Below are 22,896 nucleotides of genomic sequence, written 5' to 3'. Positions count from 1 at the left end.
GCCTATCTACTGGCCGAGGCGGAGCTGATACCGCGTACCCGGCTTGCCGTCCAGGTCGATGCCGCCGACCGGGACGAAGCCGTTGCGGGTCAGGACCTTGTGGGAGGCGGGGTTGTCGGTCGTGGTGGCGGCGGTGAGGGCGGTGAGGGCGTATTCGGTCGCGGCGCGTGCTCGGATTTCCCGTACGGCGGCGACGGCCAGGCCGCGGCCGGTGGCGCGTTCGGCGATGCGGTATCCGAGGTCGGCGCTTCCGTCCATGACGTCGACCAGGTTGACGCGGCCGACGACGGCGCCGTGTTCGTCCAGGAGCAGGTGGAAATGACACAGGCCGGTCTCCTGCTCGGCGAGCAGGGCGGCGTGCCGGGCCGCGAAGTGGGCGAAGTAGTCGTCGCCCCGGTCGGGCACGGACCGCGCGAAGTAGGCGCGGTTCTCCAGCTCGAAGGTGAGAAGTGCGGCGGCGTGATCGTCCCGCAGTCGTGTCAGGTTCACGTTCTTCATGGGCAGAGTCTGGGGCGTGCACGGGGACCGTACAAGTCGTGACTGCTCTCGTCGCTCCCGCCCAACGCCCCCTTGTCGTTGCGGGATTCAACAGGTAGACCCTGCGTACCGATCATCCCTGATCGCTTTCCGACACACCCGGAGATACGCATGGGCACAAGTACAGGCATACCGAGACCTCTCCTCATCGCCACCGCCGCCATGGCGTCCGCACTCCTGCTCTTCCCCGTCCCCGCCACCGCCACCGCCCGGCCCGGTCCTCCAGGCGGCGACGGGGACGGCGTTCACCGGGAGCGGGCCGCCGCCGGGCAGGGGCAGGCGGCGCGCACCCCGGCGGGCGCCGCCGCGAAGGCGCTCGACGCCGGCCGGGCGTCCGCCTGGCAGCGCCAGGACGGCGGCGGGTATCCGCGCCGTACCCACCTGACCCCGCCCGCGCCGAACCCGGCCGACAAGTCCATCAAGCTGGGCCTCACGCCGTACCACTCCATCGCTCCCAAGCTCAACGAGCTGCAGAAGCTGGGCAGCGACCGGGTCAGCGTCGAGGTCGCCGGGCGGTCCGCCGGCGGGCATCAGCTGTATCTGGTGACGCTCACCGCACCGGAGAGCGACCGCGAGGCCCGCGAGCAGGAGCGGATGCGGGAGATCATTGAGAACTCGCCGGCCGCTGCCGCCAAGGACCGGCGTATCAAGGCCTCTTACAAAGCACCGGTGTTCATCAACAACAACATCCACGGCAATGAGTGGGAGGGCACGGACGCCGCCCTCGAACTCATCGAGGAGCTGGCGAAGGCGAAGGACCGCAAGACCGCCGACCTGCTGGCGAAGACCCGTATCTATCTCAATGTGACCGCCAATCCCGACGGACGGATCGCGGGCACCCGCGCGAACGCCAACGGCTTCGACCTCAACCGGGACTTCATCACCGCCACCCAGCCCGAGGCGCGTGCGATCCGGCAGATCGCCATCGATAAGCAGCCGGCCGTCATGATCGACCTGCACGGGTACGTCAACGGCACGCTGATCGAGCCGACGACCCCGCCGCACGGCGAGAATTACGAGTACGACCTCTTCCTCAAGAATTCCTACACCAACGCGCTGGGGATGGAGGCTGCTGTCAACGGCCTCGGCTATACGGCGGCGAAGGACGGCGTCGAGCCCGCCGTCATCCCCTTCCGCGACCAGGAGGAGGGCTGGGACGACTGGCCGCCGATCTTCACTCCGCAGTACATGCCGTTCCAGGGCGCGGTCGCGGCGCACACGATCGAGTTCCCGATGCAGGTCAACAACCGGTCGTACGACACGCTGCCGGTGGCGGAGCTGCGTCGCAGAGCCGCCATCAATACGGACATAGCGGGCGCGGCGATGCGCGCGACCCTCGATTACACGGCTAAGAAGCGGCCTTCGGTCGTGGCCGGCCAGATCGAGACGTTCCGGCGCGGGGCGGCGGGTGCCGCGCAGGTGCCGGTGTCGGAGGAGACGGTTCCGGGCGTGCCCGGGATCGGCCCGGAGGACGTCTATACGACGGACTTCCCGCGGGCGTACGTCGTCCCGGCGGGCCGCGGTCAGCGCTCCGCGACGGCAGCGGCCCGGCTCGTCGACCACCTCGTCGCCAATGACGTGCGCGTCGAGCGCGCGCGCCGGGACTTCCGGCTCGGCGGGCGGTCGTACGAAGCCGGTTCGTACGTCGTCGACATGCGCCAGCCCAAGCGCGGTCTGGCCAATGTGATCCTGCACGAGGGCCGGGACATCAGCGCGGACGTGTCGACGATGTACGACATCTCGGGCTGGAGCCTGGGCCTGCTGTGGGGCGCGAGCGTGGAGAAGGTGCAGAAGGCCCCGGGTGGGGTGGATGTTCCGGGGCGTGCGGTCCGTGCCGCGTCGCCGACCGGTTACGTCGCTCCGCGCGGCGACCTCTCGCTGCGGCTCGACGATCCCAGGGAACTGGCCGCGCTCAACTCCCTCCTCCGGGACGGGGTTCAGGTGCGGCGTACGGCCGACGGCAGCGCGCTCGTGCCCGCCTCGGCCCGCAAGAAGGCCGCCGCGCTCGCCGGCCGGTACGGCGTCGCCTTCCATGCCACCAAGGCCAAGGGCGTCGCCGCGCTGCACCGCACGCGGGTCGCGGCGGCGGTCACATCCGGCGAGCTGTTCGCGCTGCGTGAGATGGGCTTCGAGGTGCTGCCGGTCTCGACGGCGGCGCTCAACGCGGGCTCCTTCGACTGGTCGGCGGCCGACGTGCTGTTCGTGTCGTCCGGGCTGGAGTACGGCAAGCTCGACGCGGCCGCGCGCGGCGCGTTCGACGCGTTCGTCGCCGGGGGTGGCCGCGTGGTCGGGCGCGGCTCGGCGGGGGCGGCGCTCAACGCCGAAGCCGGGCTGCTGGCGGCAAAGCCGGTCGAGGGCAACGGGGACGCCAACGGCGTCGTCCGGGTCGTCAACGCGGGCGGTCCGGTGACGGGCGGCGCGCCGGAACACACCTTCGTCTACTCACCGATGTGGTTCACCGACCTCGGTCCGGGCGTCCGCGTCGACCAGTCGTACGGCGCCGGGAACCCGCTCGTGTCGGGCCACTGGCGGGCGGCGCAGGACGGCAGCGGCGGGCCGCGGGACGCGGCCGGCAAGGCGGCTGTCGTCAGCGGTACGTCGGCGAAGGGCGGCGCGGGTGTTGTGCTGTTCGGTACTGAGCCGCTGTTCCGGGCGCACCCGAAGGGCGCATTCGCGCAGGTCGGGCGGGCGCTGATCAACTCGGCGGGCTGATACGGAGCCCGGAACCCGCAACCCCGGAATAACCCCTCGGCGACGGTTGCTTGACCCTCTGTCATTTATTTGGAGGGGGAGCACTCGATGTCGAAGAAGATCGCTGTGCAGGGCACGGTCGCCGAGGGGTTCGAGGGCGTACGTGAGGAATTCGCCGCCGTACTCGCCGAGGAGCGGCCGGGCCACGCCGACGCCCAGCTGGCCGTTTTCGCGGGCGGCCGGCAGGTGGTGGACCTGTGGGGCGGCGACGAGATCACCGGCACCACGCTGACCAGCGTCTTCTCCTCCACCAAGGGCGCGGCGCACCTCGTCGTGGCGCTGCTGGTGCAGGAGGGCGTACTGGACCTGGACAGGGAAGTGGCGCACTACTGGCCGGAGTTCGCGGCCGAGGGCAAGGGCGCGCTGACCCTGCGGGATCTGCTGGCCCACCGGGCGGGGGTCGTCGGCGCGGACACCGGTTTCACGGACGAGGAGCTGACCGACGACCGCGTCATAGCGGAGCGGCTGGCGGCGCAGAAGCCGTACTGGCGGCCGGGGACGGCCTTCGGCTATCACGCGCTGAGCATTGGCGCACTGACCGGTGAGGTGGTGCGGCGGGCGACCGGGCAGTCGATCCAGGAGGTCTTCGAGGAGCGCGTACGCGCCCCGTACGACCTCGATTTCTACCTCGGTCTGCCCGAGGAGCTGGAGTCGCGGGTGCTGGACATCCTGCCGATGGATCCGACGCCGGAGCAGCAGGCGGAGCTGGTCGCCGGTGCGGTGTCGCCGCAGAGCGTGACCGGTATCGCGTTCAACCTCAACGGGGAACGGCCCACCGACCTGGTGGCGTTCGTCAACAGCCGGCCGACGCGTGCGAAGAGTCCGGCTTCTGTCGGCGGTGTGGCTACGGCGACCGGGCTCGCGAAGATGTACGCGGTGGCCATCGGCGAGGTGGACGGGCGGGCGGCACTGCTGAAGCCGGACACGATCGCGGAGTTCGGGCAGATCCATTCGGACGGCTACGACCTGGTGGCGCGTCGGCGGCACCCCTTCGGCCTCGGGTTCGAGTCGTACGGCGACCTCTATCCGGCCCTGGGCGCGGGCGCGTTCGGGCACGCGGGGGCGGCGGGTTCGGAGGCGCTCGCCGACCCGCGCAGCGGTGTGACGTACGGCTACGCGCGCCGCAGGTTCGCTTTCCCGGGCGGCCCGGCGCCAGAGAATGTGCGGCTGGTGGGGGCGGTCATGCGGGCGGTGGGTGAGGTCGGCGCGGGCTAGGCGGTCGGTGTCCTGCGGAGCTGTTCCCCTACCCGCCCCTTCCCGAACCGGGGCTCCGCCAGACCACACAGACGCCCTCCGGGCGTGTCCTCAAACGCCGGACGGGCTGGATATGCTCCCGCACCCTCCGGCCCCTCCGGCGTTTGAGGAGCGGGGTCTGGGGCGTAGCCCCTCACACGGCGGAGCCGCGAAGTGCCACAGCGGGAAGGGGCCGGCCGGGGAAAGCCCCGCGGGGCAACGACGAAGGGCCGCACCCAATTCACGGGGTGCGACCCTTCGGGTCAGGCAAACGCGACGCGCGTCCGGGTCAGACGACCGCCAGCTCGACCTTGATGTTCCCACGGGTCGCGCTCGAGTACGGGCACACCTGGTGCGCCTTCTCCAGCAGATCCCGCGCAGTCGCCTCATCCACGTTCGGGATGTTCACGCTGATCGCGACCTCAAGCCCGAAGCCACCGTTCGCGTTCGAGCCGATCCCGACCTTCGCGGTCACGGTCGAGCCGGAGATGTCCGCCTTCTCCTTACGCGCGACAACACCGAGCGCACCCTGGAAGCAGGCGCTGTAGCCGGCGGCGAAAAGCTGCTCCGGGTTGGTGCCGGCGCCACTGCCGCCCATCTCCTTCGGCGGGTTGACGACAACGTCCAGCTTGCCGTCGTCCGTCGCGACGCGGCCGTCACGGCCGTTCTCGGCGGTGGCGACAGCGGTGTACTTCACGTCTATGTCGAGAATGGTCATGCTGAGGCATTCCTCCTGCTTTGTACGCCGCGACTCGCGCCCACGACCGCGACGGCTGGTGGTGAGCTTATCGGGTGAGCGAAACGATCATCTTGCCGGTGTTCTCGCCACGGAGCAGACCGACGAACGCGTCGTAGCCGTTCTCGATGCCCTCGACGACCGTCTCGCTGTACTTGAGCTCACCCGAGCGGATCCAGCCCGAGACATCCTCGACGAACTGCGGCTGGAGCGCGGTGTGGTCCCCGACCAGAACGCCCTGGAGCCGCAGTCGCTTGCCGATGATCAGCGCCATGTTGCGCGGACCCGGCGTGGACTCCGTGTTGTTGTACTGCGCGATCATGCCGCAGATCGTGGCGCGGCCGTGCACGTTCAGCGAGCCGATGGCCGCTTCGAGGTGGTCGCCGCCGACGTTGTCGAAGTAGACGTCGATGCCGTCCGGCGCGGCCTCACGCAGCTGCTCCGCGACCGGCCCGTTCTTGTAGTTGAAGGCGGCGTCGAAGCCGAGGTCCTCGACCAGGTGCTTGACCTTCTCGTCGGAGCCTGCCGAGCCGATGACGCGCGAGGCGCCCCGCAGCTTCGCCAGCTGGCCGACCTGGCTGCCGACGGCGCCGGCCGCGCCGGAGACGAAGACGGCGTCGCCCTCCTTGAAGGACGCGACCTCGAAGAGCCCCGCGTACGCGGTCAGGCCCGGCATGCCCAGGACGCCGAGGTAGGCGGAGAGCGGGGCGAGCGCGGCGTCGACCTTTGTGGCGTGCTTGGCGGGGACGTCGGCGTACTCACGCCATCCGAGACCGTGCAGGACGTGGTCACCGACGGCGAAACGCTCGTCGGCGGAGGCGATGACCTCGCCGACCGCGCCGCCGTCCATCGGCTGGTCCAGCTTGAAGGGCGGGACGTACGACTTCACGTCATTCATACGGCCTCGGATTAAGGCGGAGTGACAAATATTCAGATACCCTGTGACCAGCGGGTTCGGCACAGAGACCGGGTCAGTGAGGGTGCGGCGGGGAGCTGCACCAGGGGAGGAACCAAGATGCGGCGGGTACTGCTGGCTGAGCGGATCTCAGACGACAAGGGCGAGCGTTCAGAGTCAGTGGAGGATCAGGACCTGAAGCTACGAACCAGGGCCGTGACTGAGGGAGACGTGACCATTGTCGGTACCTCTGTTGACCTGTCTGTGTCCGGCGACGTTGACATGTTCGTTCGGCCCAAGCTTGGCAAGTGGCTGGAGCCTGAGGGGCGTGAACAGTGGGACGAAATTTGGGTCACCACTCAGGACCGACTCTCACGCAGTGAGCCCCACTTCATGGCCTTTGTCTTCTGGGTCATCAAGTGGGGGAAGACCCTCATCGTTCTCGACGACCCCTCACTAGACTTGACCACGCCTGAGGGGCGCGCCATTGCCCATGTGAAGTCCATCGGCCCACATAAGGAGCTGGAGCGTATCAAGCAGCGCGTACAAGACAGTCACGACAGGCGTCGTTTCACTAACCGTTGGACGGGCGGCATCCCTCCCTTTGGGTACCGCGTCGTTCACCGGTACGAGGAAGGTAAGACAGCCGCATACCTTGAGCTAGATGAGGACATGGCCTCTGAGCTGCACTCTATGCGGAAAGAGATCATGGGCGGGCAGACGTTTGTAGGGCTTGCCAAGTCCCTCAATGAGCGTGGCGTACTCACCGCCAGAGACGCTAACCGGGTGCGTAAGGGAAAGCCCGTAAAGGCCCGTGGTGGGGATGAGGGAACGCCTGAGCGGTGGTCTGAGACTTCCGTAAAGAACGTCCTTACCGATGAATCCTCCATAGGGCTGAAGAAGCACAAGCGGGAGATTATCTACGGCATGGACGGCCACCCTATCCAGTTGGCAGAGCCTGTATTCACTGCCGATGAGTGGGAATCTCTTCAGGCCGCTGTAAAGCGCCGTACTCACACAAAGGTGCGCCGCGTAAACGGCACTAGCCCAATGTATGGCGTTGTGCATTGCAGCCAATGCGGATCCAAGGCTGTGCACAAGGTGTCCACCCTCAGAGGCGTGACGTACCGCTATTACCAGTGCGGAGCATGGCCAAAGGAAGACCGCTGCACTGGCATCTCCTGCCGGGCAGAGGCCATCGAGGAAATGGTAGAGATCCACTTCCTTCAGAAGTTCGGAAACGCCCGGGTCACAAAGCGGGTATGGGTTCCCGGCTCTGACAGCTCCAAGGAACTGACAGACATCACTAAGCGAATGGAGCGCCTGCGGAAGCAGGATGAGGAAGGGGACTGGGACGACGACCAAGAGGGCTACCGGTTCCGCATGAACCAGTACAAGGCCCGTAAGAGGGAGCTGGAATCCAAGCCTGTCGTTAAGGCCGGATGGACAGAGGAAGACCAGGGAATGACCTTTGGTGAACTCTGGCCAAAGCTCGATTTGGAGGGCAAGCGGAAACAGCTCATTGAATCCGGCTACAAGGTCATGGTGGGTAAGAAGACTTTCGCTGTCACCCCTCAGCCGGACACCCCGGAAGAGCGAGAGGCAAAGTGGGAATCCTTGGCCCCCGAGGAAAGGGAGCGCGTGAAGGCTTTCCACACCGCCAAAGCCAGCGCCCCTCTCAGCCTCACCCCCCGGGCTTGAGGTCTACCCGATAACGCAAATATTTCCGCTTCCGCATAGACACCCGACACCACGTCTCGTACGGTCGTGATCACCAGCCCAACCGGGCTGCCCAACAAGGGGGTTCAGCATGGCTCGTGAGGAACTGACTCGACTTACCGGCAACGTCGGCGGACCCAACTGCGACGATGACGACTGTCCGAACATCTACAAGACCGCGTCTGGCTCCATCGTGGTCCAGGGGGACGTATCAGATGCCTTCCAGCCCCCGGCGGGGGAAGGGCTCGTGGAAATCCCGGAGAGCGTGCTGAGGGAGGCTGTCCGTGCTCTTGGATGGTGAAGACTGGCGAAGGTTCTTCGACGCCTTTGAGCGGGAAGCGTGGCGCTTCGAAGCACAGCCCACGTACACCATGCCCAAGGAGCAGGAGAACGTGACTCGCTTTCTCCGGGGTGAGAGCAAGCCTGCCGAACACAATGCCCGCTGGCATGAGCGGGTCCGTGGATACGTAGGGTCTGGCAGGAGTGTCGGGCGTGTCAGGATCGTACGCCAACCACTCACGGACTACCAGCGGTATCAATTCGCTTGGGGAATCCCCGGCAACATCGATGCCGGGGAAGACATCCGCATCTTGGATGTGACGCGGGAGGATTACGGCTTGCCGGTTTCACTCCGCGACTGGTGGATGTTCGATGAGAGCAGAATTGCTCATCTCAACTTCCGACCGGACGGAACCCAAATCAACCGTGAGGAATACGAGGGGGACCCCACTCCTTACAGGGAGTGGAAACGAATTGCATTGGAATACGCCGTGCCTTTCAAGGAGTACGTGAAGGGCCTTGACGCTTGATCCTGGTCAGCTAGGCCAGTCCAAGGCTGACCTAGCGGAGACGCTCCGAGAGATGCGCAAGCGGGCCGGGCGCACCCAAGTCTGGCTCGCTCAGCGCTGCAACATTTCCCAAACAAAGCTAAGCAACATTGAGACAGCTCGGATCACACCTGGGCTGATCGATGTTGAATTGATCCTCAGCGCACTCAATGCGCCACAGGAACTCGTGGCGGAAGTGAAGGCCCTGGCCCGGCTGGCAAATACGGAGTGGCAGGGGAAACGGTCATCATGGCGTAGAGGATTGGAGAAGAGGCAGGCGGAATTGGCTGGCCTAGAAAAGGAAGCCAAGACCCTTCGGTACTTCTTGCCAGCCATGGTGACCGGGCTGCTAGCTACACCTGAATACATTAGAGCTAGCCTCGGCCACTCCCCCGTAGACACATCCAAGACAGTAGCGCGCAAACTTGAACGCCAAGCGGTTCTTTATGACACCGCTAAGCAGTTCACCTTCCTACTCACAGAGCAAGCGATCCGGTGGGCGATCATTCCGCAAGCAGCCTTGGCCGTTCAGATCGATCGCATTGCATCCCTATCCCACTTACCCAATGTACGAATCGGAGTTATCCCATTGGGTGCCCCGGTGAGCCGTGGCCCTATGAATACCTTCACCGTGTATGACCAGCGACTGGCAACGGTAGAGGCATTCACAGGGAGAATCGTTTTCCAAGACAGTCGCGATATTGCTGACCACTTGGATGTGTTCTTCCTCTATGAACGGCATGCACTGTTCGACGGCGATGCACGTAGCCTGCTGACTCAGTGGGCACGCGCTTGCCGGTCATGATCCTTTACCCGACAACACGAATATTGCTTGGATCGGTGCTCATCCCAAGGGATCATCGGTTGTCGATTCCCAAGATGGTGAGGGGTGCGCAATGGCGACCGGGACAGACAGCTTCGAATATGCGACCTACACGGCGAAGCGCGAGACCTGCCCGTCATGTAACATGCCAATCCCTCTTCACCAACTTGCCAGACGGGGAATGCTGGCTGGGGAGGAGGGGCCACCAAAGGTGGCCTACTGGCACCCCCGGTGTGTCAAGGCGGACGGATCACGCCGATGACACGCTCGGTCATCCGCTACACCGAACACCGGATCTTCAGAGATCCAAAGTCCGTTCCCACGGTGGTTGCAAGCTGTCTCTTCGAAGACTGCGGCTGGGCCGCTGTTCCCGGTGCGGATGTGGCCGAGGTTGATCGTCAGTGCATGACGCACACGGGCCTCAACAGAGGGCATAGCCGCTTCCTCCGAGGCTTCGAAGACATCGCCCTGGTTCACCAGGTCGAGCCCTCTGAAAGAACCTGACTGTAGTCCAAGCAACCAACAGGCCCCGGCTCTAGTGGCCGGGGCTTCTTGCTGTTCAAGGAGAGGGTTACTCAGAAGGCATCCCTTTGAGGGGATGCCCTACAGATACTAGTGACTACTACTTCTAGAGAGTCTTAGTAGTAAGTAGTAGTAGATATAGAAACACCCTCAATAAGTGTGTACCTGTCCTATGAAGCCTGTGGGGACAGCAACCAAAGGAAGTGAGACAGGGGTCACAGACAAGAAGCCAGCCAAGGCGAGATGTATCGCCATGGCGGTTGCGAGATGTGCCCACCAAGGCCAAGAAGGGGTCTGTACGGCGTTCTAAGGGCCTGAGATACCCAACTGGGCACACGGTGCCTCCAAGGGGGTGAAGAGACCCCAGGAGCCGTTACAGCGGCTCTGAAACCCGTACAGGATGAAAGGAAGGTGCCCCGGCGGTCCACACAGGGGGTTTCTCCATCCATTACCCCCGGCATGGGCGGGGGTGTGTGCTGGCGAAGGCGATGTAGTCACGATGTGCGATGACATGTGAGCACTGAGTGATGAAGGCAGTCACAGAGTGTGCATGTTGTCAATGAGCCAACATCCGGCCGCGCATATAGGGGTCGACCGAGAAGTGGAGGTTGCGGACCAGGATGCGACCCTCGGCCGGCTCGGTCACGGGGGCCTCACGCAGCGCGAAGTCCTCGGGCTTGGGCCAGCCGTGCGGGCGAGCGACGAGGTGCCAGGAGCGGCCGGTCGTGGGCAGTGCGGTCATGAGCTGCGAACCTCCTTGGAAAAGCTTCAGGTACCGAAACAACCATGCTCCTGGATATTTAAGATTGTCAAGTAAATGGATAGGATGGCGTGCATGGCCCCTCGCACAGACCCTCTGACCCTCGAAGTCGTCGAGCTCATCGGCGAGGTCGTGTCCCGCTATCACGAGGAGTACGACGAGGCCGCGGCCGAGCACGCGCTCACCGGCGCCCAGGCGCGCGTGCTGGGTCTGCTGTCCATCGAGGCGATGCCCATGCGGCGTATAGCCAAGAAATTGAAGTGCGAGCCGTCGAACGTCACCGGCATCGTCGACCGGCTGGAAGCGCGCGGGCTGGTCGAGCGCCGGCCGGACCCGGCCGACCGGCGCGTCAAACTCGCCGCCGCCACCGAGGAGGGAAGGCAGACGGCGGCCAGGCTGCGCGAATCGCTGAACTTCGCGCGGGAACCGCTGGGCGAGCTGTCGGACGACGAGCGCACCGCGCTGCGTGACCTGCTGAAACGGATGCTCGGGCACTGACCCTCGGGGTCAGCCGGGCCGGTTGCCGCTCAGGTGCACCACCACAGGAACCGGTCGCAGGTCTCGGTCGGCGCGGGCTGCGGCGGTGTCGGATCAGGTGCGGGCGCCGGGTCCGCGGACGACGCCGGCGGCGGTGGGGGCGGCGGCGCGGGGTCGGGCTCGGACGACGCGCCGCCCCCGGGCTCCGCCGGCGCGCCACCGGGCGCCGACTGCGGATCCGACGCGGTGGCGGTGGCGGTGGCGGCGTCCGTGGCCTTCGCCGACGCGGACTTCGAAGCCTTGGCGGACGGCGAGCTGCTGTCCGAGGCGGACGCGGAGGCCGAGGCCGAGGCGGAACGCGCCGACGCCGACGGATCCACCTCCGCGTTCCCCGCCCCGCCGACGCCGGCGGTCCCCCCTGCGCCGGTCGCGGACGGCCGGCTCGCGCCACCCTCGCCTTCGCCTTCGCCTTCGGCTTCATCCTCACCGTCTATGGCGCCGGACACCCACCCCTCGCCCCCGGACTCCGTGGCGAGCTCGGCCAGGCTCAGCGCGCCGCCGGCCAGTACCAGGCCCATGCAGACGAGGACCATCTTGCGGCCCCGGCGGCGGTGCACCCTGCGGGCACTGCGGGCACGCTTCGTACGCCGGGCGGCGCGGCCGGGACCGACGGGGGCGGCGGCCGGGACGGGATCGGCGGGCGCGGCGGAGGCTTCTTCGTGACGGTCGTGAGCGTCGTGAGCGTCATGGCCATCGCCGCCGTCGTATTCGTCACCGCTGTCGTATTCGTCACCGCTGTCGTAACGGTCGCCGTGGCCATAACCGGCTTCGCGGCCGTAACCATGTCCGTTGTCGTACCCATGGCCGCCGCCGTTGCCGTAGCCGTCGTCACGGCCGTAGCCACCACTGTGCGGCCCGTGTACGTCGGCACCGTGACGGGCGTCGTGTTCCGAGCGCGCCTCGGGGGCGGCGTGGCCGAGGTCACCGACGGGGGCTCCGCATCCGGCACAGGCCAGAGCGCCGTTGAGGTGCCTGCGGCAGGAGTAGCAGTAGTCCATGGCGCCCGCAGGTTATGTGTCCCACGGTCAACATCGGGAACCGGTCCTGTGAGGATCTTGTGTGGAAGCGTGTATTCCATGGCGTGTCAGCAGGGCAGGGCAGGATGGACGTATGCATACGGGCACGCATCCGGGCACACATCCCTTCGGGCCGCTCGACTTCCAGCTGGTGCTGTTGCGCCGGATGGCCGATCACCAGCCCCACCTGGTCGAGGACGCCCGCCGCGAGCTCGGCGTGACCCTCGCGGACATGCGCGAGGCCAATCGCCGCTGGCAGGCCATGGTGCGTTCGCCGCGGGCGCGCGGCTCGGTGGCGCGCTACCGCTCGGTGCTCGGGCCGCCCGAGACCTCCGTACGCCGCCGGATCGGCGACCTGGAGTGCGACGCCCTGGCGTGGCCGGTGCCGCTCTGGCCCGGCCTGCGCTTCGAGGTGCTCACCGCGCCGGGTGGCGCCGTATGGAACGAGTGGCTGGTCCGCGCCCCAGCCGCCCCTGGGCCCGAGCTGCGTACGGCCGACGACCTGCGCCCGTGGTCGTGCACCGTGGACGAGGTGGCCCGCGCCTTCCCACCGGCTCGCCCGATGGAGGGAACGGCGCCGACCCGGTGGCGGCTCGGGCTGACGCTGCCCGACGGTAAACCGTGCGTCGCGGAGTTCACCTGGGGTTTGCTTCAGCGCGTGGGCTTTCCTGACGGCCCATAACCCGGGCCGGACCGGCGCAGACAGCCCGCAGACGGGCGCCCACCCACTCCTGGCAAGGTGTCAGCTCGTACGCCCGACCGGCTCACTCAGCGCGCGCCCGGCCACCGGCCCCCGCACGATGCGAAGCAGGACCGGCACCCGCCGGTCCGTCAGCGCTCTCGGGAGAACCTGCCGTGACCGTCAGTCTTGAGCAGTTGCGCCGTTGCCATATCGCCGTCGATCTCGGAGCCGCCAGGACCCGGGTTTTCGTGAAGGGTGTGGGGCTCGTCGTCGACGAGCCGAGTGTGGCCGCCGTCAACACCCGCACCGGCGCGCTCATCGCCGTCGGTGCCTTCGCCGAACAGATGACCGGCCGTACGCCCGACTACATCCGTGTCGTACGCCCCGTCTCCGGCGGCACCGTCGTCGATATCGAAATGGCCCAGCGCATGCTGCGCCACCTCATCGGGGAGAAGCTCCGGCGCCAGCTCCGCCGCAAGCCACGGCTGCGCGCCGCCGCCTGCACGCCCCACGACAGCGACCCGCTCGCCCAGCGCGCGGCCGTCGAAACCCTCATCGGGCTCGGCGCGCGCCGCGTTGAGCTCGTCGACACCCTCATCGCCGCGGCCGTCGGCTGCGGGCTGCCGGTGGAACAGCCGTCGGCCACCATGATCATGGTGTGCGGGGCGGCGACCACCCAGGTGGCGGTGCTCTCGCTCGGCTCGATCGTCACCGCCCAGCGCATCCCGGTCGGCGGCAACGCCATCGACCACGCCGTGATTCAGTACTTGCGCCACCACCACGAGCTGATGCTGCCGAGCCAGTCCGTACGCCCCCTCCAGCTGGCGCTCAGGGGCAACGGTCTGACGGCGGAGGGTCCGGCCTCCACCGAAATCCACGGCCGGGACGTGGCCACCGGCCTCGCCCGCTCCGTCCACGTCGACACCGCCGCCGTGCGACGAGCCATCCACACGCCCCTCACCGCCGTGCTCGACGGCATCGGGAAGGTGCTGCGCGACTGCCCGCCCGACCTGGTCGCCGACCTCGCGGACTGCGGGATCATGATGGTCGGCGGCAGCGCGCTGCTGCCCGGCCTCGACCAGATGCTGCGCGACGCGACGGGCATGCCGGTGCACATCGCCGAGCGCCCCGACGTCTGCTCCGTACTCGGGCTCGGAGCCATGCTGGAGGGCAAGATCGCGCCGATGGTCCTCGAACCGATCAGCCACTGAGCACCACGGCGCGCACGGAGCGGCCGCATGAACCCGGAGAGCGGGGCAGGCGTGGCGCCCCGGCTGCCGATGCTGCTGGAGGCCGTGCTGAACGTCGGCTCCGAGCGCGAACTGCACGCCACCCTCCAGCACATCGTGGACACCGCCACCGAGCTGGCCGGGGCCGGGTACGGCGCGCTCGGGGTCGTCGATCCCGAGCGCGGCAACATCACCGAGCTGTTCACCTCGGGCATCGACGAGGAGACCCGGGAGCGCATCGGCCGGCTGCCCGACGGGCGCACCGGCCTGATCGGCCACCTCCTCCAGGAGCCGCGCCCGCTGCTCGTCCCCGACATGTCGGCCGACGTGCGCGCGGCCGGCCTGCCGCCCGGACACCCGGCGATGAAGTCCTTCGCCGGCGTCCCGATCCGGGTCCACGCCGAGGCTTTCGGCACTCTCTGCCTGACCGGGAAGCGGGGTGCGCAAGGGCCGGATCCCGCTTTCACCGCGGAGGACCTGGCGCTACTGCGGGTGCTCGCCTCGCAGGCGGGCATCGCGATCGGCAATGCGCGGCTGTACGAGACGGCCCGCCGGCGGGAGCGCTGGATCGAGGGCGCCGCCGCTTGTACCACCGCCCTCCTGACCGGCGAGAGTGCCGAGGACGCGCTGATGACCGTGGCCGAGCAGGCCCGTATCCTCGCCGACGCCTCGGCGGGCGTGGTCCTCCAGCCCACCGCCGAGGGCGGCATGGAGATCGTCGCCGCCTCGACCCTCGACGACCCCGCCGACCTGATGGGTACGGTCATCGAGGCAGGCAGCCCGGTCCTGGAGCAACTGCTCGGCGGGGAAGCGGTGTTCGTCGAGGACTCGGCGACCGACGAGCGGATGACGACGCGGGTACGCGCCCGCTTCGGGCCGAGCATGATGCTGCCGCTCCAGAGCGGCGGCAACCTGATCGGCACGCTGGCCCTGCCGAGGCGGCGCGGCGGCCCGCCGTACACGGCGGTCGACCGGCTGCTCGCCTCGCAGTTCGCGTCGCAGGCGGCGCTGGCGCTCGTCCTGGCGGACGGCAGGCAGGACCGGGAGCGGCTGGCAGTGTTCGAAGACCGCGACCGGATCGCGCGTGACCTGCACGATCTGGTCGTACAGCGGCTGTTCGCCACCGAGATGATGCTGGAGTCAACCCGGCGGCGGGCGGCCGCGGCGGACCTCGACCTCGACCTCGACAAGCTGCTCGGGGCGGCCGTCGACGAGCTGGATTCCACCATCCAGGAGGTACGGACGACGATCTTCGCGCTGCAACAGCCCCCGGCGGACGCGCCCGCCACCTTCCGGGGCCGGGTCCTGCGCGAGACGGCCGGCGCGGCCACGCTGCTGGGCTTCCAGCCGTCGGTGCACTTCACGGGAGCGGTGGACGCCCTCGTTCCGGAACCGGTGGGCCGGCGGCTGCTGGCCGAGCTGCGCGGCGCGCTGGCGGGGGCGCACCGGCGGGCGGGGATCACGGCGGTCAGGGTGGAGGTCGACGCGAAGGCGAAGCTGCCGGACGGGCGGGACGGCGTACGGCTGACGGTGACGGACGACGGGACGGCCGAGGACGGCGGGGGCGGCGAGGACGGCGGGGGCGGCACGACGGTGAGCTGGCAGGCGCCGATCTGACGCGCCGCTCCGACGGGGTGCGGTCGTAGAACGAGGAGTCGTAGGGTCGGCCCATGGCTGCCTCCTCTGCACTCTTTCCCTCCCTCCACCTACGCTCGGACCGGCCCGCACTGCGGTTCGGCGACCGCACGTTGACGTACGCCGGACTCGCCTCCGCCGCCGGTGGACTGGCCGCCAGGATCGCGGGCGCCGGGCGGGTGGCCGTCTGGGCCACTCCGAGCCTGGAGACGGCGGTCGGGGTGGTCGCGGCGCTGCTGGCGGGGGTGCCGGCTGTGCCGCTCAACCCGAAGACCGGGGAGCGGGAGCTGGGGCACATCGTGGCGGACAGCGGGCCTACGTTGGTGCTGGCGGCAGCGGGCAATGAACTGCCGTGGGCGCTGGACGAGCTGGAACGTATCGATGTCACGGCCGCGGGCGAGGGACCGGCGTCCGCTCTGCCCGCCGAGCCGTCGCCCGGCTCCCCCGCGCTGATCGTCTACACCTCGGGTACGACCGGACCGCCGAAGGGCGCCGTCCTCCCCCGCCGCGCGATCGCCGCGACGCTGGACGCGCTGGAGGAGGCGTGGGAGTGGACGGCCGACGACGTACTGGTGCACGCGCTGCCGCTCTTCCACGTGCACGGGCTGATCCTCGGGATCCTCGGCCCGCTGCGGCGCGGGGGCGAGGTGCGGCACCTGGGCAGGTTCGACGTGCGGGGCGTCACGCGGGAGCTGTCGGCGGGCGCGACGATGCTCTTTGGCGTACCGACGATGTACCACCGGCTGGCCGAAGCGCTGGACGGCGACGGCGAGGGTGACGGCGACCGGGAGCTGGCCAAGGCGCTGGCGGGGGCGCGGCTGCTGGTGTCGGGGTCGGCGGCGCTGCCGGTGCGCGACCACCGGCGGATCACCGCGGCGACGGGGCGCGCGGTGATCGAGCGGTACGGCATGACCGAGACGCTGATGAACACGTCGGTGCGGGCCGGCGGCGAGGCCCGCCCCGGCACGGTCGGGCTGCCGCTGCCCGGTGTGGAACTGCGGCTGGTGGACGAGGCGGACGGCATCGGCGAGATCCAGGTGCGCGGGCCGAACCTCTTCACGGAGTACCTGAACCGGCCGGACGCGACCGCCGCCGCGTTCGACGGGTCATGGTTCCGTACGGGCGACATGGCGACGCTCGACGCCGACGGCTACGTACGGATCGTCGGCCGCAAGGCCACCGACCTCATCAAGAGCGGCGGCTACAAGATCGGCGCGGGCGAGATCGAGAACGCGCTGCTGGAGCATCCCGGGGTGCGGGAGGCCGCGGTCACGGGCGAGCAGGACGAGGACCTGGGCGAGCGGATCGTGGCCTGGATCGTGCCGGCGGACCCGCAGTCGCCGCCGTCGGAGGCGGAGCTCGCCGACCACGTGGCGGCCCTGCTGGCCCCGCACAAGCGCCCACGCGTCGTCCGGCTGCTGGACTCGCTGCCGCGCAACGACATGGGCAAGATCATGAAGGGAGCTCTGCGGGCCTGAATTGGATGATCCTTCAAGGCGAAGCCTCGCGCAGCGGTCTTCTGGGCCAGGACAGGATGACCATCGAAATCGGTGACGACGTCGAGGTAAAACACCCCATCCCGACCAAAGACCTACTCGACCTGGACAGTCCCACCGTCAAGCTCCAGGCCGTACGTCCGGTCCGCCGTCCCCGCGAAGACGTCGGCCCGCTCCCCCTCGCCCAGGCCGGCCGTCAACTCCCGCGCCGCCGCGAGCACCCCCGCGTAGGACGACGACAGCCCGCACACCGGCCAGTCCGAGCCGAACATCAGTCGGGACGGCCCGAACGCGTCGAGTGCCGTGTCGCTGTACGGGCGCAGGTCGGCCACCGTCCACGTCGCCCGGTCCGCCTCGGTGACCAGCCCCGACAGCTTGCACGCGGTGTTGGGCAGCGAGGCGAGACGGCGTACGTCGCCGGCCCACGGCTCCAACTCCCCTGACGCGACCGGCGGCTTGCCCAGGTGGTCCAGTACGAAGACGAGACCCGGGTGCGCCGCCGCCGCCTTCGCGGCGGCGCCCAGCTGCCCCGGCAGCACCACCAGGTCGTACACGAGCCCCGCGTCGGCCACCGCCGCGAGGCCGCGGTGAACGTCGGGCCGCAGCAGCCACTCCGGGGCCGGCTCGCCCTGCACCTGGTGGCGGATGCCGACCAGGCCGTCGCCGCCGGGGAGTTCGCACAGTTCCGCGATCGCGTCGGCGACTCCCGGCGCGGTGAGGTCGGTCCAGCCGACGACTCCCGCGATCAGGTCGCTCGTGGCGGCGAGGGCCAGGAGCTCCGGGGTCTCCTCGGGCACGGTGATCGTCTGGACGATCACGGTCGCTTCGACGCCGGCGGCGGCAGCCTCAGGACGCAGGTCGTCGAGGAGGAAGTTCCGGCGAATGGGGGCGAGTTCCGGCCCGGTGATCCAGTCCTGATCGCGTACGGACAGGTCCCAGACGTGGTGGTGGGCGTCCACGAGGCGACGCACGGCGGTCACGGCGGTCACAGCTCCCCCACGACAGGAAGGCCCGCCCCCGCGCCCTCAGCCGAGTAGTCGTGCACGACGTCGAGCAGCTCCCCCATGCGCGCCTGCCACGCGATGTTGACCGGCAGCTTCTCCAGCCGGGCGAGCAGGTCGCCGTAGTCGGCGCAGTCGATGAGGTGGAAGAGGTCGGCGCCGCTGCGCCAGATCGTCCACGAGCCGACCCCGGCGCCACGGATGGCCGCCGCCAGTTCGGCCGGAACCTCCCGGTGGGCCTGCTCGTACTCCTCGATCCGATCGGCGCGGACCCGTGTGTGCAGGGCGATTCTCATGGTTGCTCTTCGACCTCCACCGGCACCGGTACGTCCGCCCCCAGCACACTCTCCCCGCGCAGCTCCTCCCACATCCGCGCGGGTGCGCGTGTCGCGAACATCGCGGCCGCGTCGGCCACTTCGGCCGCCGACCGCGCACCGGCCAGCACGCTCGCCACGGCGGTCTGACCGAAGGGGAAGCGCAGCGCGGCGGCGCGCAGCGGGACGCCGTGGCGCCCGGCGACGGCCTTGGCGCGCAGGGCGCGGTCCAGGAGGTCCATCGGCGCGGGGGCGTAGTCGTACGTCGCGCCGGGGCGCGGGTCGGCCAGCAGGCCGGAGTTGAAGACCCCGCCGACGACGACGCTTTTGCCGCGGGCGGTGGCCTCGGGCAGGAGTTCCTCGCCGGCGCGCTGGTCGAGGAGGGTGTAGCGGCCGGCGCACAGCACCGCGTCCACATCGGTGTCGCGGACGAAGCGGGTGAGCATCGCGGCCTGGTTCATGCCGGCGCCGATCGCCCGTACGGTGCCTTCGGCGCGCAGCCGCTCCAGCGCCGGGTAACCCTCGCGGAACGCCTGCTCGGCGTGGTCGTCGGGGTCGTGGAGGTAGACCACGTCGATCCGGTCGAGGCCGAGCCGCTGAAGGCTGTCCTCGACGGAGCGCCGTACGCCGTCGCCGCTGAAGTCCCAGACCCGGCGGTGCGTGGCGGGCACGGCGAAGCCCTCGCCGTCCATCCCGCCCGGCGGCCCGTCCGCGACCAGCAGCCGCCCCACCTTGGTGGAGAGGGTGTACGTGTCACGGGCCCGCCCGCGCAGGGCGTCCCCGAGGCGCCGCTCGGACAGCCCAAGGCCGTAGTGCGGCGCGGTGTCGAAGTAGCGGATGCCGGCGTCCCAGGCGGCGTCGACCGTTTCGGCCGCGGCCTCGTCGGTGACTGGAGCGAAGAGATTGCCGAGCGCGGCGGCCCCGAAGGACAGCGCGGTGACGGGTACGCCGCTGCGCCCCAGGGTGGCGACATCCCCGACCTCCCCCGGCACGCTCACCGGACCTGCACTCACCGGGCTTCAGCCGGCCGCAGGCGCAGGCCCTGCATGCCACCGTCGACGGCGAGCGAGGTGCCGGTGACCGAGGCCGCGGCCGGGCTCGCGAGGTAGGCGATGGCGGCGGCCACTTCACCGGCGCTGACCAGGCGGCCCATGGGCTGGCGGGCGTTCAGGGCGGCGCGCTCGGCCTCCGGGTCGTCGGCGGCGTCCAGGAGGCGGCCGACCCAGGGGGTGTCGGCCGTGCCCGGGTTCACGCAGTTGACGCGTATCCCTTCCCGTACGTGGTCGGCGGCCATGGCAAGGGTCAGGGACAGCACCGCGCCCTTGCTGGCGCTGTAGAGCGCGCGCTGCGGCAGCCCGGCCGTCGCGGCGATCGAGCAGGTGTTGACGACCGCGGCGTTCGCGGACCGCCGCAGGTGCGGCAGTGCGGCGCGGGTGGTGCGGACCATGCCGAGGACGTTGACGTCCAGGACGCGGTGCCACTGCGCGTCGTCGTTGTCCTCGACCGTTCCGGCGGCGCCGATGCCCGCGTTGTTGACCAGGATGTCGACCCCGCCGAGCCGGTCCACCGCCGCGGCGACTCCTTCCCGTACGGACGCGTCGTCCGAGACGTCGGTCTTGATCCCGAACAGCGGCGCCGGCGCACCGGACGGGTCCAGGTCCAGTACGGCGACATCGGCGCCGCGTGCGGCGAGCAACCGCGCGGTGGCGAGGCCGATGCCGGATGCACCGCCGGTCACCAGGGCCCTGAGGCCGTCGAGGCGGTTCGGGTCGTCCATCGCGGTCTCCGTCATACGGCGGCCTCCTCGGCAGCGGTCGACTCACATGTCAGATCGGCGGCCCAGAACGAGCCGCCCGGATAGGTGAATTCAGCGATCGACTCGGGACGCATCGTCGCCGAGAACCCCGGCGCGTCCGGCGCCGCGTAGTGCCCGCCCCGTATCGCCACGGGCTCGGTGAAGTGCTCGTGGAGGTGGTCGACGTACTCGATGACACGGTTCTCGGTGGTCCCGGTGAGCGCGACGTAGTCGAACATCGACAGGTGCTGGACAAGCTCGCACAGCCCGACGCCGCCCGCGTGCGGACACACCGGCACCCCGAACTTCGCGGCGAGCAGCAGAATCGCCAGATTCTCGTTCACCCCGCCGACCCGCGCCGCGTCGATCTGGAGTACGTCGATGGCCCCGGCCTGGAGGAGCTGTTTGAAGATGATGCGGTTCTGTACGTGTTCGCCGGTGGCGACCTTCACCGGCGCGACGGCCTTACGGATCTCGGCGTGCCCGAGGACGTCGTCGGGGCTGGTCGGCTCCTCGATCCAGTACGGGGCGAATTCCGCGAGCGCCCCCGTCCAGTCGACGGCCTCGCCGACGTTCCACCGCTGGTTGGCGTCGATCGCGATGCGGATGTCCGGGCCGACGGCGGCGCGCGCGGTCCGCATCCGGCGGATGTCGTCCGCCAGGTCCGCGCCGACCTTCAGCTTGATCTGGGTGAAGCCGTCGGCGACGGCCTCCCGCGCCAGCCGGGTCAGCTTCTCGTCGGAGTAGCCGAGCCAGCCCGGGGACGTGGTGTAGCCGGGGTACCCCTGCGCGCGGAGCAGCGTCTCCCGCTCGACGCGCCCGTCCCGGCCCCACCGCAGCAGCCCCAGCGCGTCCTCGGGGCTGAGTACGTCCGCGATGTAGCGGAAGTCGATCTGCGAGACGAGCCACTCGGGCTCGGCGTCGGCGAGGAACTTCCACAGCGGCTTGCCGGCCCGCTTGGAGGCCAGGTCCCAGGCGGCGTTGACGACGGCGCCGATCGCCATGTGCATCACGCCCTTCTCGGGCCCGAGCCAGCGCAGTTGGCTGTCTCCGGTCAGGTCGCGGCCGAGCGTGCCCGGGTCGGCGCACAGCTCGTCGGCGGGCCGGCCGACGACATGGGGACGCAGGGCTTCCATCGCCGCGACCTGGACGTCGTTGCCGCGCCCGATGGTGAAGGTGAAACCGTGCCCCTCGTGCCCGTCCGCCGCGTCGGTGCGCAGCACCACATAGGCGGCGGAGTAGTCGGGGTCGGGGTTCATGGCGTCGGAGCCGTCGAGCTGTCGCGAGGTGGGGAATCGGATGTCGTACGTCTCGACGGCGGTGATACGGGGACCTGTGGGCCGCCCGGTAACGGGTACGGGTACGGGTACGGGGAATTTCATGGCACCGTCCTACCTACTCAGTCCTGGGCCCGGCCGGTGGTGACGCGCGCGATCATCAGGGCGACGAGGATGATTCCGCCGTAGATGGCCTGGATCCAGAAGGACGGAACCTGGGCGAGAGTCAGCAGGTTCTGTACGACGCCGAGCAGCAGCACGCCGGTGAGCGCGCCGAACATGGTGCCCTTGCCGCCGTCCAGGCTGATCCCGCCGATGACGGCGGCAGCGAACACGGTGAAGATCATGTTCTGGCCCTGGTTGGCGTTGATGGCGCCGACGTAACCCGTCTGCATGAGCCGCCGACGGCGGCAAGCGCGCCCGCGACGACGAACACCCCGAGCATCACCCGCTCCACGCGGATACCGGCGGCCCGCGCGGCGGCCGGATTGCCGCCGATCGCGAAGAGCGCCCTGCCCACCCGGTGGTACTTGAGCACGAGCCCCGCGACACCGAAGGCGACCGCCGCCAGCCACACCGACATCGGAACGGTCAGAAACGTGGTGGTGGCGAGCGTGTAAAAGGCGTCGGGCATCCCGAAGAGAGTCTTGCCCTCGGTCGCGCCGACGAGCAGGCCGCGCAGCACGATCAGCATGGCGAGCGTGACGATGAAGGCGTTGAGCTTGAGCTTCACCACCAGCAGGCCGTTGAAGACGCCGATCACCGCGCCGATCAGCACAATCGCCATGACGCAGACGAAGACCGGCAGTTCTGCGCCGAACCCCGCCTGAGCGGCGGGCAGCACCAGCAGCGCTCCGACCGCCGGGGCGATGCCGACCACCGACTCCAGCGACAGATCGAACTTGCCGGTGATGAGCACCAGCGCCTCGGCGAGCACCACCATCGCGAGCGCGGCGGAAGCGCCGAGGATCGAGATGAGGTTGCGCTGGGTTAGGAAGGTGTCGTTGACCAGGGCGCCGAAGACGACGAGGACCAGCAGAGCCGGTACGAGGGCGAGTTCGCGGGCCCGGCCGATCAGCACGGCACGCGTTCCCCTGGCCGGGGAGGGCTC

General features: G+C 69.0%; 19 protein-coding genes and 3 pseudogenes. 11 read left to right on the top strand and 11 right to left on the bottom strand.

Annotation, left to right across the window (positions count from 1 at the left end):
* Nucleotides 1-6: 6 nt before the first annotated feature.
* Nucleotides 7-498 (bottom strand): GNAT family N-acetyltransferase, encoded by a 492-nt coding sequence (locus J7E89_RS23195; protein ID WP_214976308.1) that lies wholly within the window; start codon nt 496-498, stop codon nt 7-9.
* Between the two features lie 150 nt (nt 499-648).
* On the opposite strand from J7E89_RS23195, the gene J7E89_RS23190 reads away from it, so the two are divergent.
* Together J7E89_RS23190 and J7E89_RS23185 are read left to right on the top strand one after the other, a co-directional pair.
* A complete protein-coding gene (locus J7E89_RS23190) occupies nt 649-3,249 on the top strand; it encodes a M14 family zinc carboxypeptidase (RefSeq protein ID WP_214976307.1) in 2,601 nt (866 codons plus the stop codon).
* An 87-nt stretch (nt 3,250-3,336) separates the two neighbouring features.
* Nucleotides 3,337-4,503, top strand: a complete 1,167-nt coding sequence (locus J7E89_RS23185) for a serine hydrolase (protein ID WP_214976306.1) — start codon at nt 3,337-3,339, stop codon at nt 4,501-4,503.
* Nucleotides 4,504-4,810: 307 nt separating this feature from the next.
* Here the strand turns inward: J7E89_RS23185 and J7E89_RS23180 are convergent, their stop codons facing one another.
* Both J7E89_RS23180 and J7E89_RS23175 read right to left on the bottom strand, forming a co-directional pair.
* On the bottom strand, nt 4,811-5,239 hold the full coding sequence (locus J7E89_RS23180; RefSeq protein WP_214976305.1) for an organic hydroperoxide resistance protein: 429 nt from the start codon (nt 5,237-5,239) through the stop codon (nt 4,811-4,813).
* 67 nt (nt 5,240-5,306) lie between these two features.
* Nucleotides 5,307-6,167: pseudogene (locus J7E89_RS23175) on the bottom strand (NADP-dependent oxidoreductase); the annotation flags it as partial.
* Between the two features lie 105 nt (nt 6,168-6,272).
* Here J7E89_RS23175 and J7E89_RS23170 point away from each other — a divergent pair.
* The 4 genes from J7E89_RS23170 (at nt 6,273) to J7E89_RS23155 (ending at nt 9,503) form a co-directional block, all read left to right on the top strand.
* Nucleotides 6,273-7,853, top strand: coding sequence for a recombinase family protein (locus J7E89_RS23170; protein WP_214976303.1), 1,581 nt, complete (start codon nt 6,273-6,275; stop codon nt 7,851-7,853).
* A 109-nt stretch (nt 7,854-7,962) separates the two neighbouring features.
* Nucleotides 7,963-8,172: a hypothetical protein gene (locus tag J7E89_RS23165; RefSeq protein WP_214976302.1), complete on the top strand. Its 210-nt coding sequence runs from the start codon at nt 7,963-7,965 to the stop codon at nt 8,170-8,172.
* Nucleotides 8,156-8,680: a DUF6879 family protein gene (locus J7E89_RS23160; protein WP_214976301.1), complete on the top strand. Its 525-nt coding sequence runs from the start codon at nt 8,156-8,158 to the stop codon at nt 8,678-8,680. The genes J7E89_RS23165 and J7E89_RS23160 overlap by 17 nt, the downstream gene beginning before the upstream one ends.
* A complete protein-coding gene (locus J7E89_RS23155; RefSeq protein ID WP_214976300.1) occupies nt 8,670-9,503 on the top strand; it encodes a helix-turn-helix transcriptional regulator in 834 nt (277 codons plus the stop codon). Before J7E89_RS23160 ends, J7E89_RS23155 begins: the two co-directional genes overlap by 11 nt.
* 1,108 nt (nt 9,504-10,611) lie before the next feature.
* Here the strand turns inward: J7E89_RS23155 and J7E89_RS23150 are convergent.
* Nucleotides 10,612-10,785 (bottom strand): annotated as a pseudogene (locus J7E89_RS23150) (NADP-dependent oxidoreductase); the annotation flags it as partial.
* Between the two features lie 93 nt (nt 10,786-10,878).
* On the opposite strand from J7E89_RS23150, the gene J7E89_RS23145 reads away from it, so the two are divergent.
* Nucleotides 10,879-11,301: a MarR family winged helix-turn-helix transcriptional regulator gene (locus J7E89_RS23145; RefSeq protein WP_214976299.1), complete on the top strand. Its 423-nt coding sequence runs from the start codon at nt 10,879-10,881 to the stop codon at nt 11,299-11,301.
* A gap of 29 nt (nt 11,302-11,330) precedes the next feature.
* Here the strand turns inward: J7E89_RS23145 and J7E89_RS23140 are convergent, their stop codons facing one another.
* Nucleotides 11,331-12,338: a hypothetical protein gene (locus tag J7E89_RS23140; protein ID WP_214976298.1), complete on the bottom strand. Its 1,008-nt coding sequence runs from the start codon at nt 12,336-12,338 to the stop codon at nt 11,331-11,333.
* Nucleotides 12,339-12,450: 112 nt separating this feature from the next.
* Here J7E89_RS23140 and J7E89_RS23135 point away from each other — a divergent pair, with 112 nt between their 5' ends.
* The 4 genes from J7E89_RS23135 to J7E89_RS23120 all read left to right on the top strand — a co-directional run bounded on the left by J7E89_RS23135 (nt 12,451) and on the right by J7E89_RS23120 (nt 17,380).
* Nucleotides 12,451-13,038, top strand: a complete 588-nt coding sequence (locus J7E89_RS23135) for a hypothetical protein (RefSeq protein WP_214976297.1) — start codon at nt 12,451-12,453, stop codon at nt 13,036-13,038.
* Between the two features lie 173 nt (nt 13,039-13,211).
* A complete protein-coding gene (locus tag J7E89_RS23130) occupies nt 13,212-14,249 on the top strand; it encodes a rod shape-determining protein (protein WP_214976296.1) in 1,038 nt (345 codons plus the stop codon).
* Nucleotides 14,250-14,276: 27 nt separating this feature from the next.
* Entirely contained in the window at nt 14,277-15,884 is a 1,608-nt protein-coding gene (locus tag J7E89_RS23125; RefSeq protein ID WP_214976295.1) for a GAF domain-containing sensor histidine kinase, read from the top strand.
* A 53-nt stretch (nt 15,885-15,937) separates the two neighbouring features.
* Nucleotides 15,938-17,380 carry an acyl-CoA synthetase gene (locus J7E89_RS23120; protein WP_214976294.1) on the top strand — a complete coding sequence of 481 codons (1,443 nt, stop codon included), beginning with the start codon at nt 15,938-15,940 and terminating at the stop codon, nt 17,378-17,380.
* Nucleotides 17,381-17,493: 113 nt separating this feature from the next.
* On the opposite strand, the gene J7E89_RS23115 is transcribed toward J7E89_RS23120, so the two are convergent.
* From J7E89_RS23115 to J7E89_RS23090, 6 genes and pseudogenes are all read right to left on the bottom strand, one after another.
* On the bottom strand, nt 17,494-18,378 hold the full coding sequence (locus J7E89_RS23115; RefSeq protein WP_214976293.1) for an amidohydrolase: 885 nt from the start codon (nt 18,376-18,378) through the stop codon (nt 17,494-17,496).
* A gap of 5 nt (nt 18,379-18,383) precedes the next feature.
* On the bottom strand, nt 18,384-18,695 hold the full coding sequence (locus tag J7E89_RS23110; protein WP_214976292.1) for an L-rhamnose mutarotase: 312 nt from the start codon (nt 18,693-18,695) through the stop codon (nt 18,384-18,386).
* Nucleotides 18,692-19,711, bottom strand: a complete 1,020-nt coding sequence (locus J7E89_RS23105) for an aldo/keto reductase (protein WP_374196858.1) — start codon at nt 19,709-19,711, stop codon at nt 18,692-18,694. Before J7E89_RS23105 ends, J7E89_RS23110 begins: the two co-directional genes overlap by 4 nt.
* Nucleotides 19,712-19,722: 11 nt before the next feature.
* Nucleotides 19,723-20,505 (bottom strand): SDR family NAD(P)-dependent oxidoreductase, encoded by a 783-nt coding sequence (locus J7E89_RS23100; RefSeq protein WP_214976291.1) that lies wholly within the window; start codon nt 20,503-20,505, stop codon nt 19,723-19,725.
* The gene (locus tag J7E89_RS23095) at nt 20,502-21,890 is read right to left on the bottom strand and encodes an L-fuconate dehydratase (protein WP_214976290.1); all 1,389 of its coding nucleotides are present in this window, start codon (nt 21,888-21,890) and stop codon (nt 20,502-20,504) included. The genes J7E89_RS23100 and J7E89_RS23095 overlap by 4 nt, the downstream gene beginning before the upstream one ends.
* Before the next feature lie 17 nt (nt 21,891-21,907).
* A pseudogene (locus J7E89_RS23090) lies at nt 21,908-22,866 on the bottom strand (ABC transporter permease).
* Between the last annotated feature and the right edge of the window lie 30 nt (nt 22,867-22,896).

It is taken from the genome of Streptomyces sp. ISL-100, from assembly GCF_018614615.1.
Classification (GTDB): domain Bacteria; phylum Actinomycetota; class Actinomycetes; order Streptomycetales; family Streptomycetaceae; genus Streptomyces.
This window is presented reverse-complemented; position numbering and strand designations above follow the sequence as displayed.

What these genes read in the sequence shown, in the direction of transcription:
- J7E89_RS23110 (WP_214976292.1), bottom strand. Translation starts at nt 18,695, where the DNA reads ATGAGAATCGCCCTGCACACACGGGTCCGCGCCGATCGGATCGAGGAG.
- J7E89_RS23195 (WP_214976308.1), bottom strand. Translation starts at nt 498, where the DNA reads ATGAAGAACGTGAACCTGACACGACTGCGGGACGATCACGCCGCCGCA.
- J7E89_RS23100 (WP_214976291.1), bottom strand. Translation starts at nt 20,505, where the DNA reads ATGACGGAGACCGCGATGGACGACCCGAACCGCCTCGACGGCCTCAGG.
- J7E89_RS23125 (WP_214976295.1), top strand. Translation starts at nt 14,277, where the DNA reads ATGAACCCGGAGAGCGGGGCAGGCGTGGCGCCCCGGCTGCCGATGCTG.
- J7E89_RS23185 (WP_214976306.1), top strand. Translation starts at nt 3,337, where the DNA reads ATGTCGAAGAAGATCGCTGTGCAGGGCACGGTCGCCGAGGGGTTCGAG.
- J7E89_RS23170 (WP_214976303.1), top strand. Translation starts at nt 6,273, where the DNA reads ATGCGGCGGGTACTGCTGGCTGAGCGGATCTCAGACGACAAGGGCGAG.
- J7E89_RS23190 (WP_214976307.1), top strand. Translation starts at nt 649, where the DNA reads ATGGGCACAAGTACAGGCATACCGAGACCTCTCCTCATCGCCACCGCC.
- J7E89_RS23120 (WP_214976294.1), top strand. Translation starts at nt 15,938, where the DNA reads ATGGCTGCCTCCTCTGCACTCTTTCCCTCCCTCCACCTACGCTCGGAC.
- J7E89_RS23165 (WP_214976302.1), top strand. Translation starts at nt 7,963, where the DNA reads ATGGCTCGTGAGGAACTGACTCGACTTACCGGCAACGTCGGCGGACCC.
- J7E89_RS23135 (WP_214976297.1), top strand. Translation starts at nt 12,451, where the DNA reads ATGCATACGGGCACGCATCCGGGCACACATCCCTTCGGGCCGCTCGAC.
- J7E89_RS23145 (WP_214976299.1), top strand. Translation starts at nt 10,879, where the DNA reads ATGGCCCCTCGCACAGACCCTCTGACCCTCGAAGTCGTCGAGCTCATC.
- J7E89_RS23095 (WP_214976290.1), bottom strand. Translation starts at nt 21,890, where the DNA reads ATGAAATTCCCCGTACCCGTACCCGTACCCGTTACCGGGCGGCCCACA.
- J7E89_RS23180 (WP_214976305.1), bottom strand. Translation starts at nt 5,239, where the DNA reads ATGACCATTCTCGACATAGACGTGAAGTACACCGCTGTCGCCACCGCC.
- J7E89_RS23140 (WP_214976298.1), bottom strand. Translation starts at nt 12,338, where the DNA reads ATGGACTACTGCTACTCCTGCCGCAGGCACCTCAACGGCGCTCTGGCC.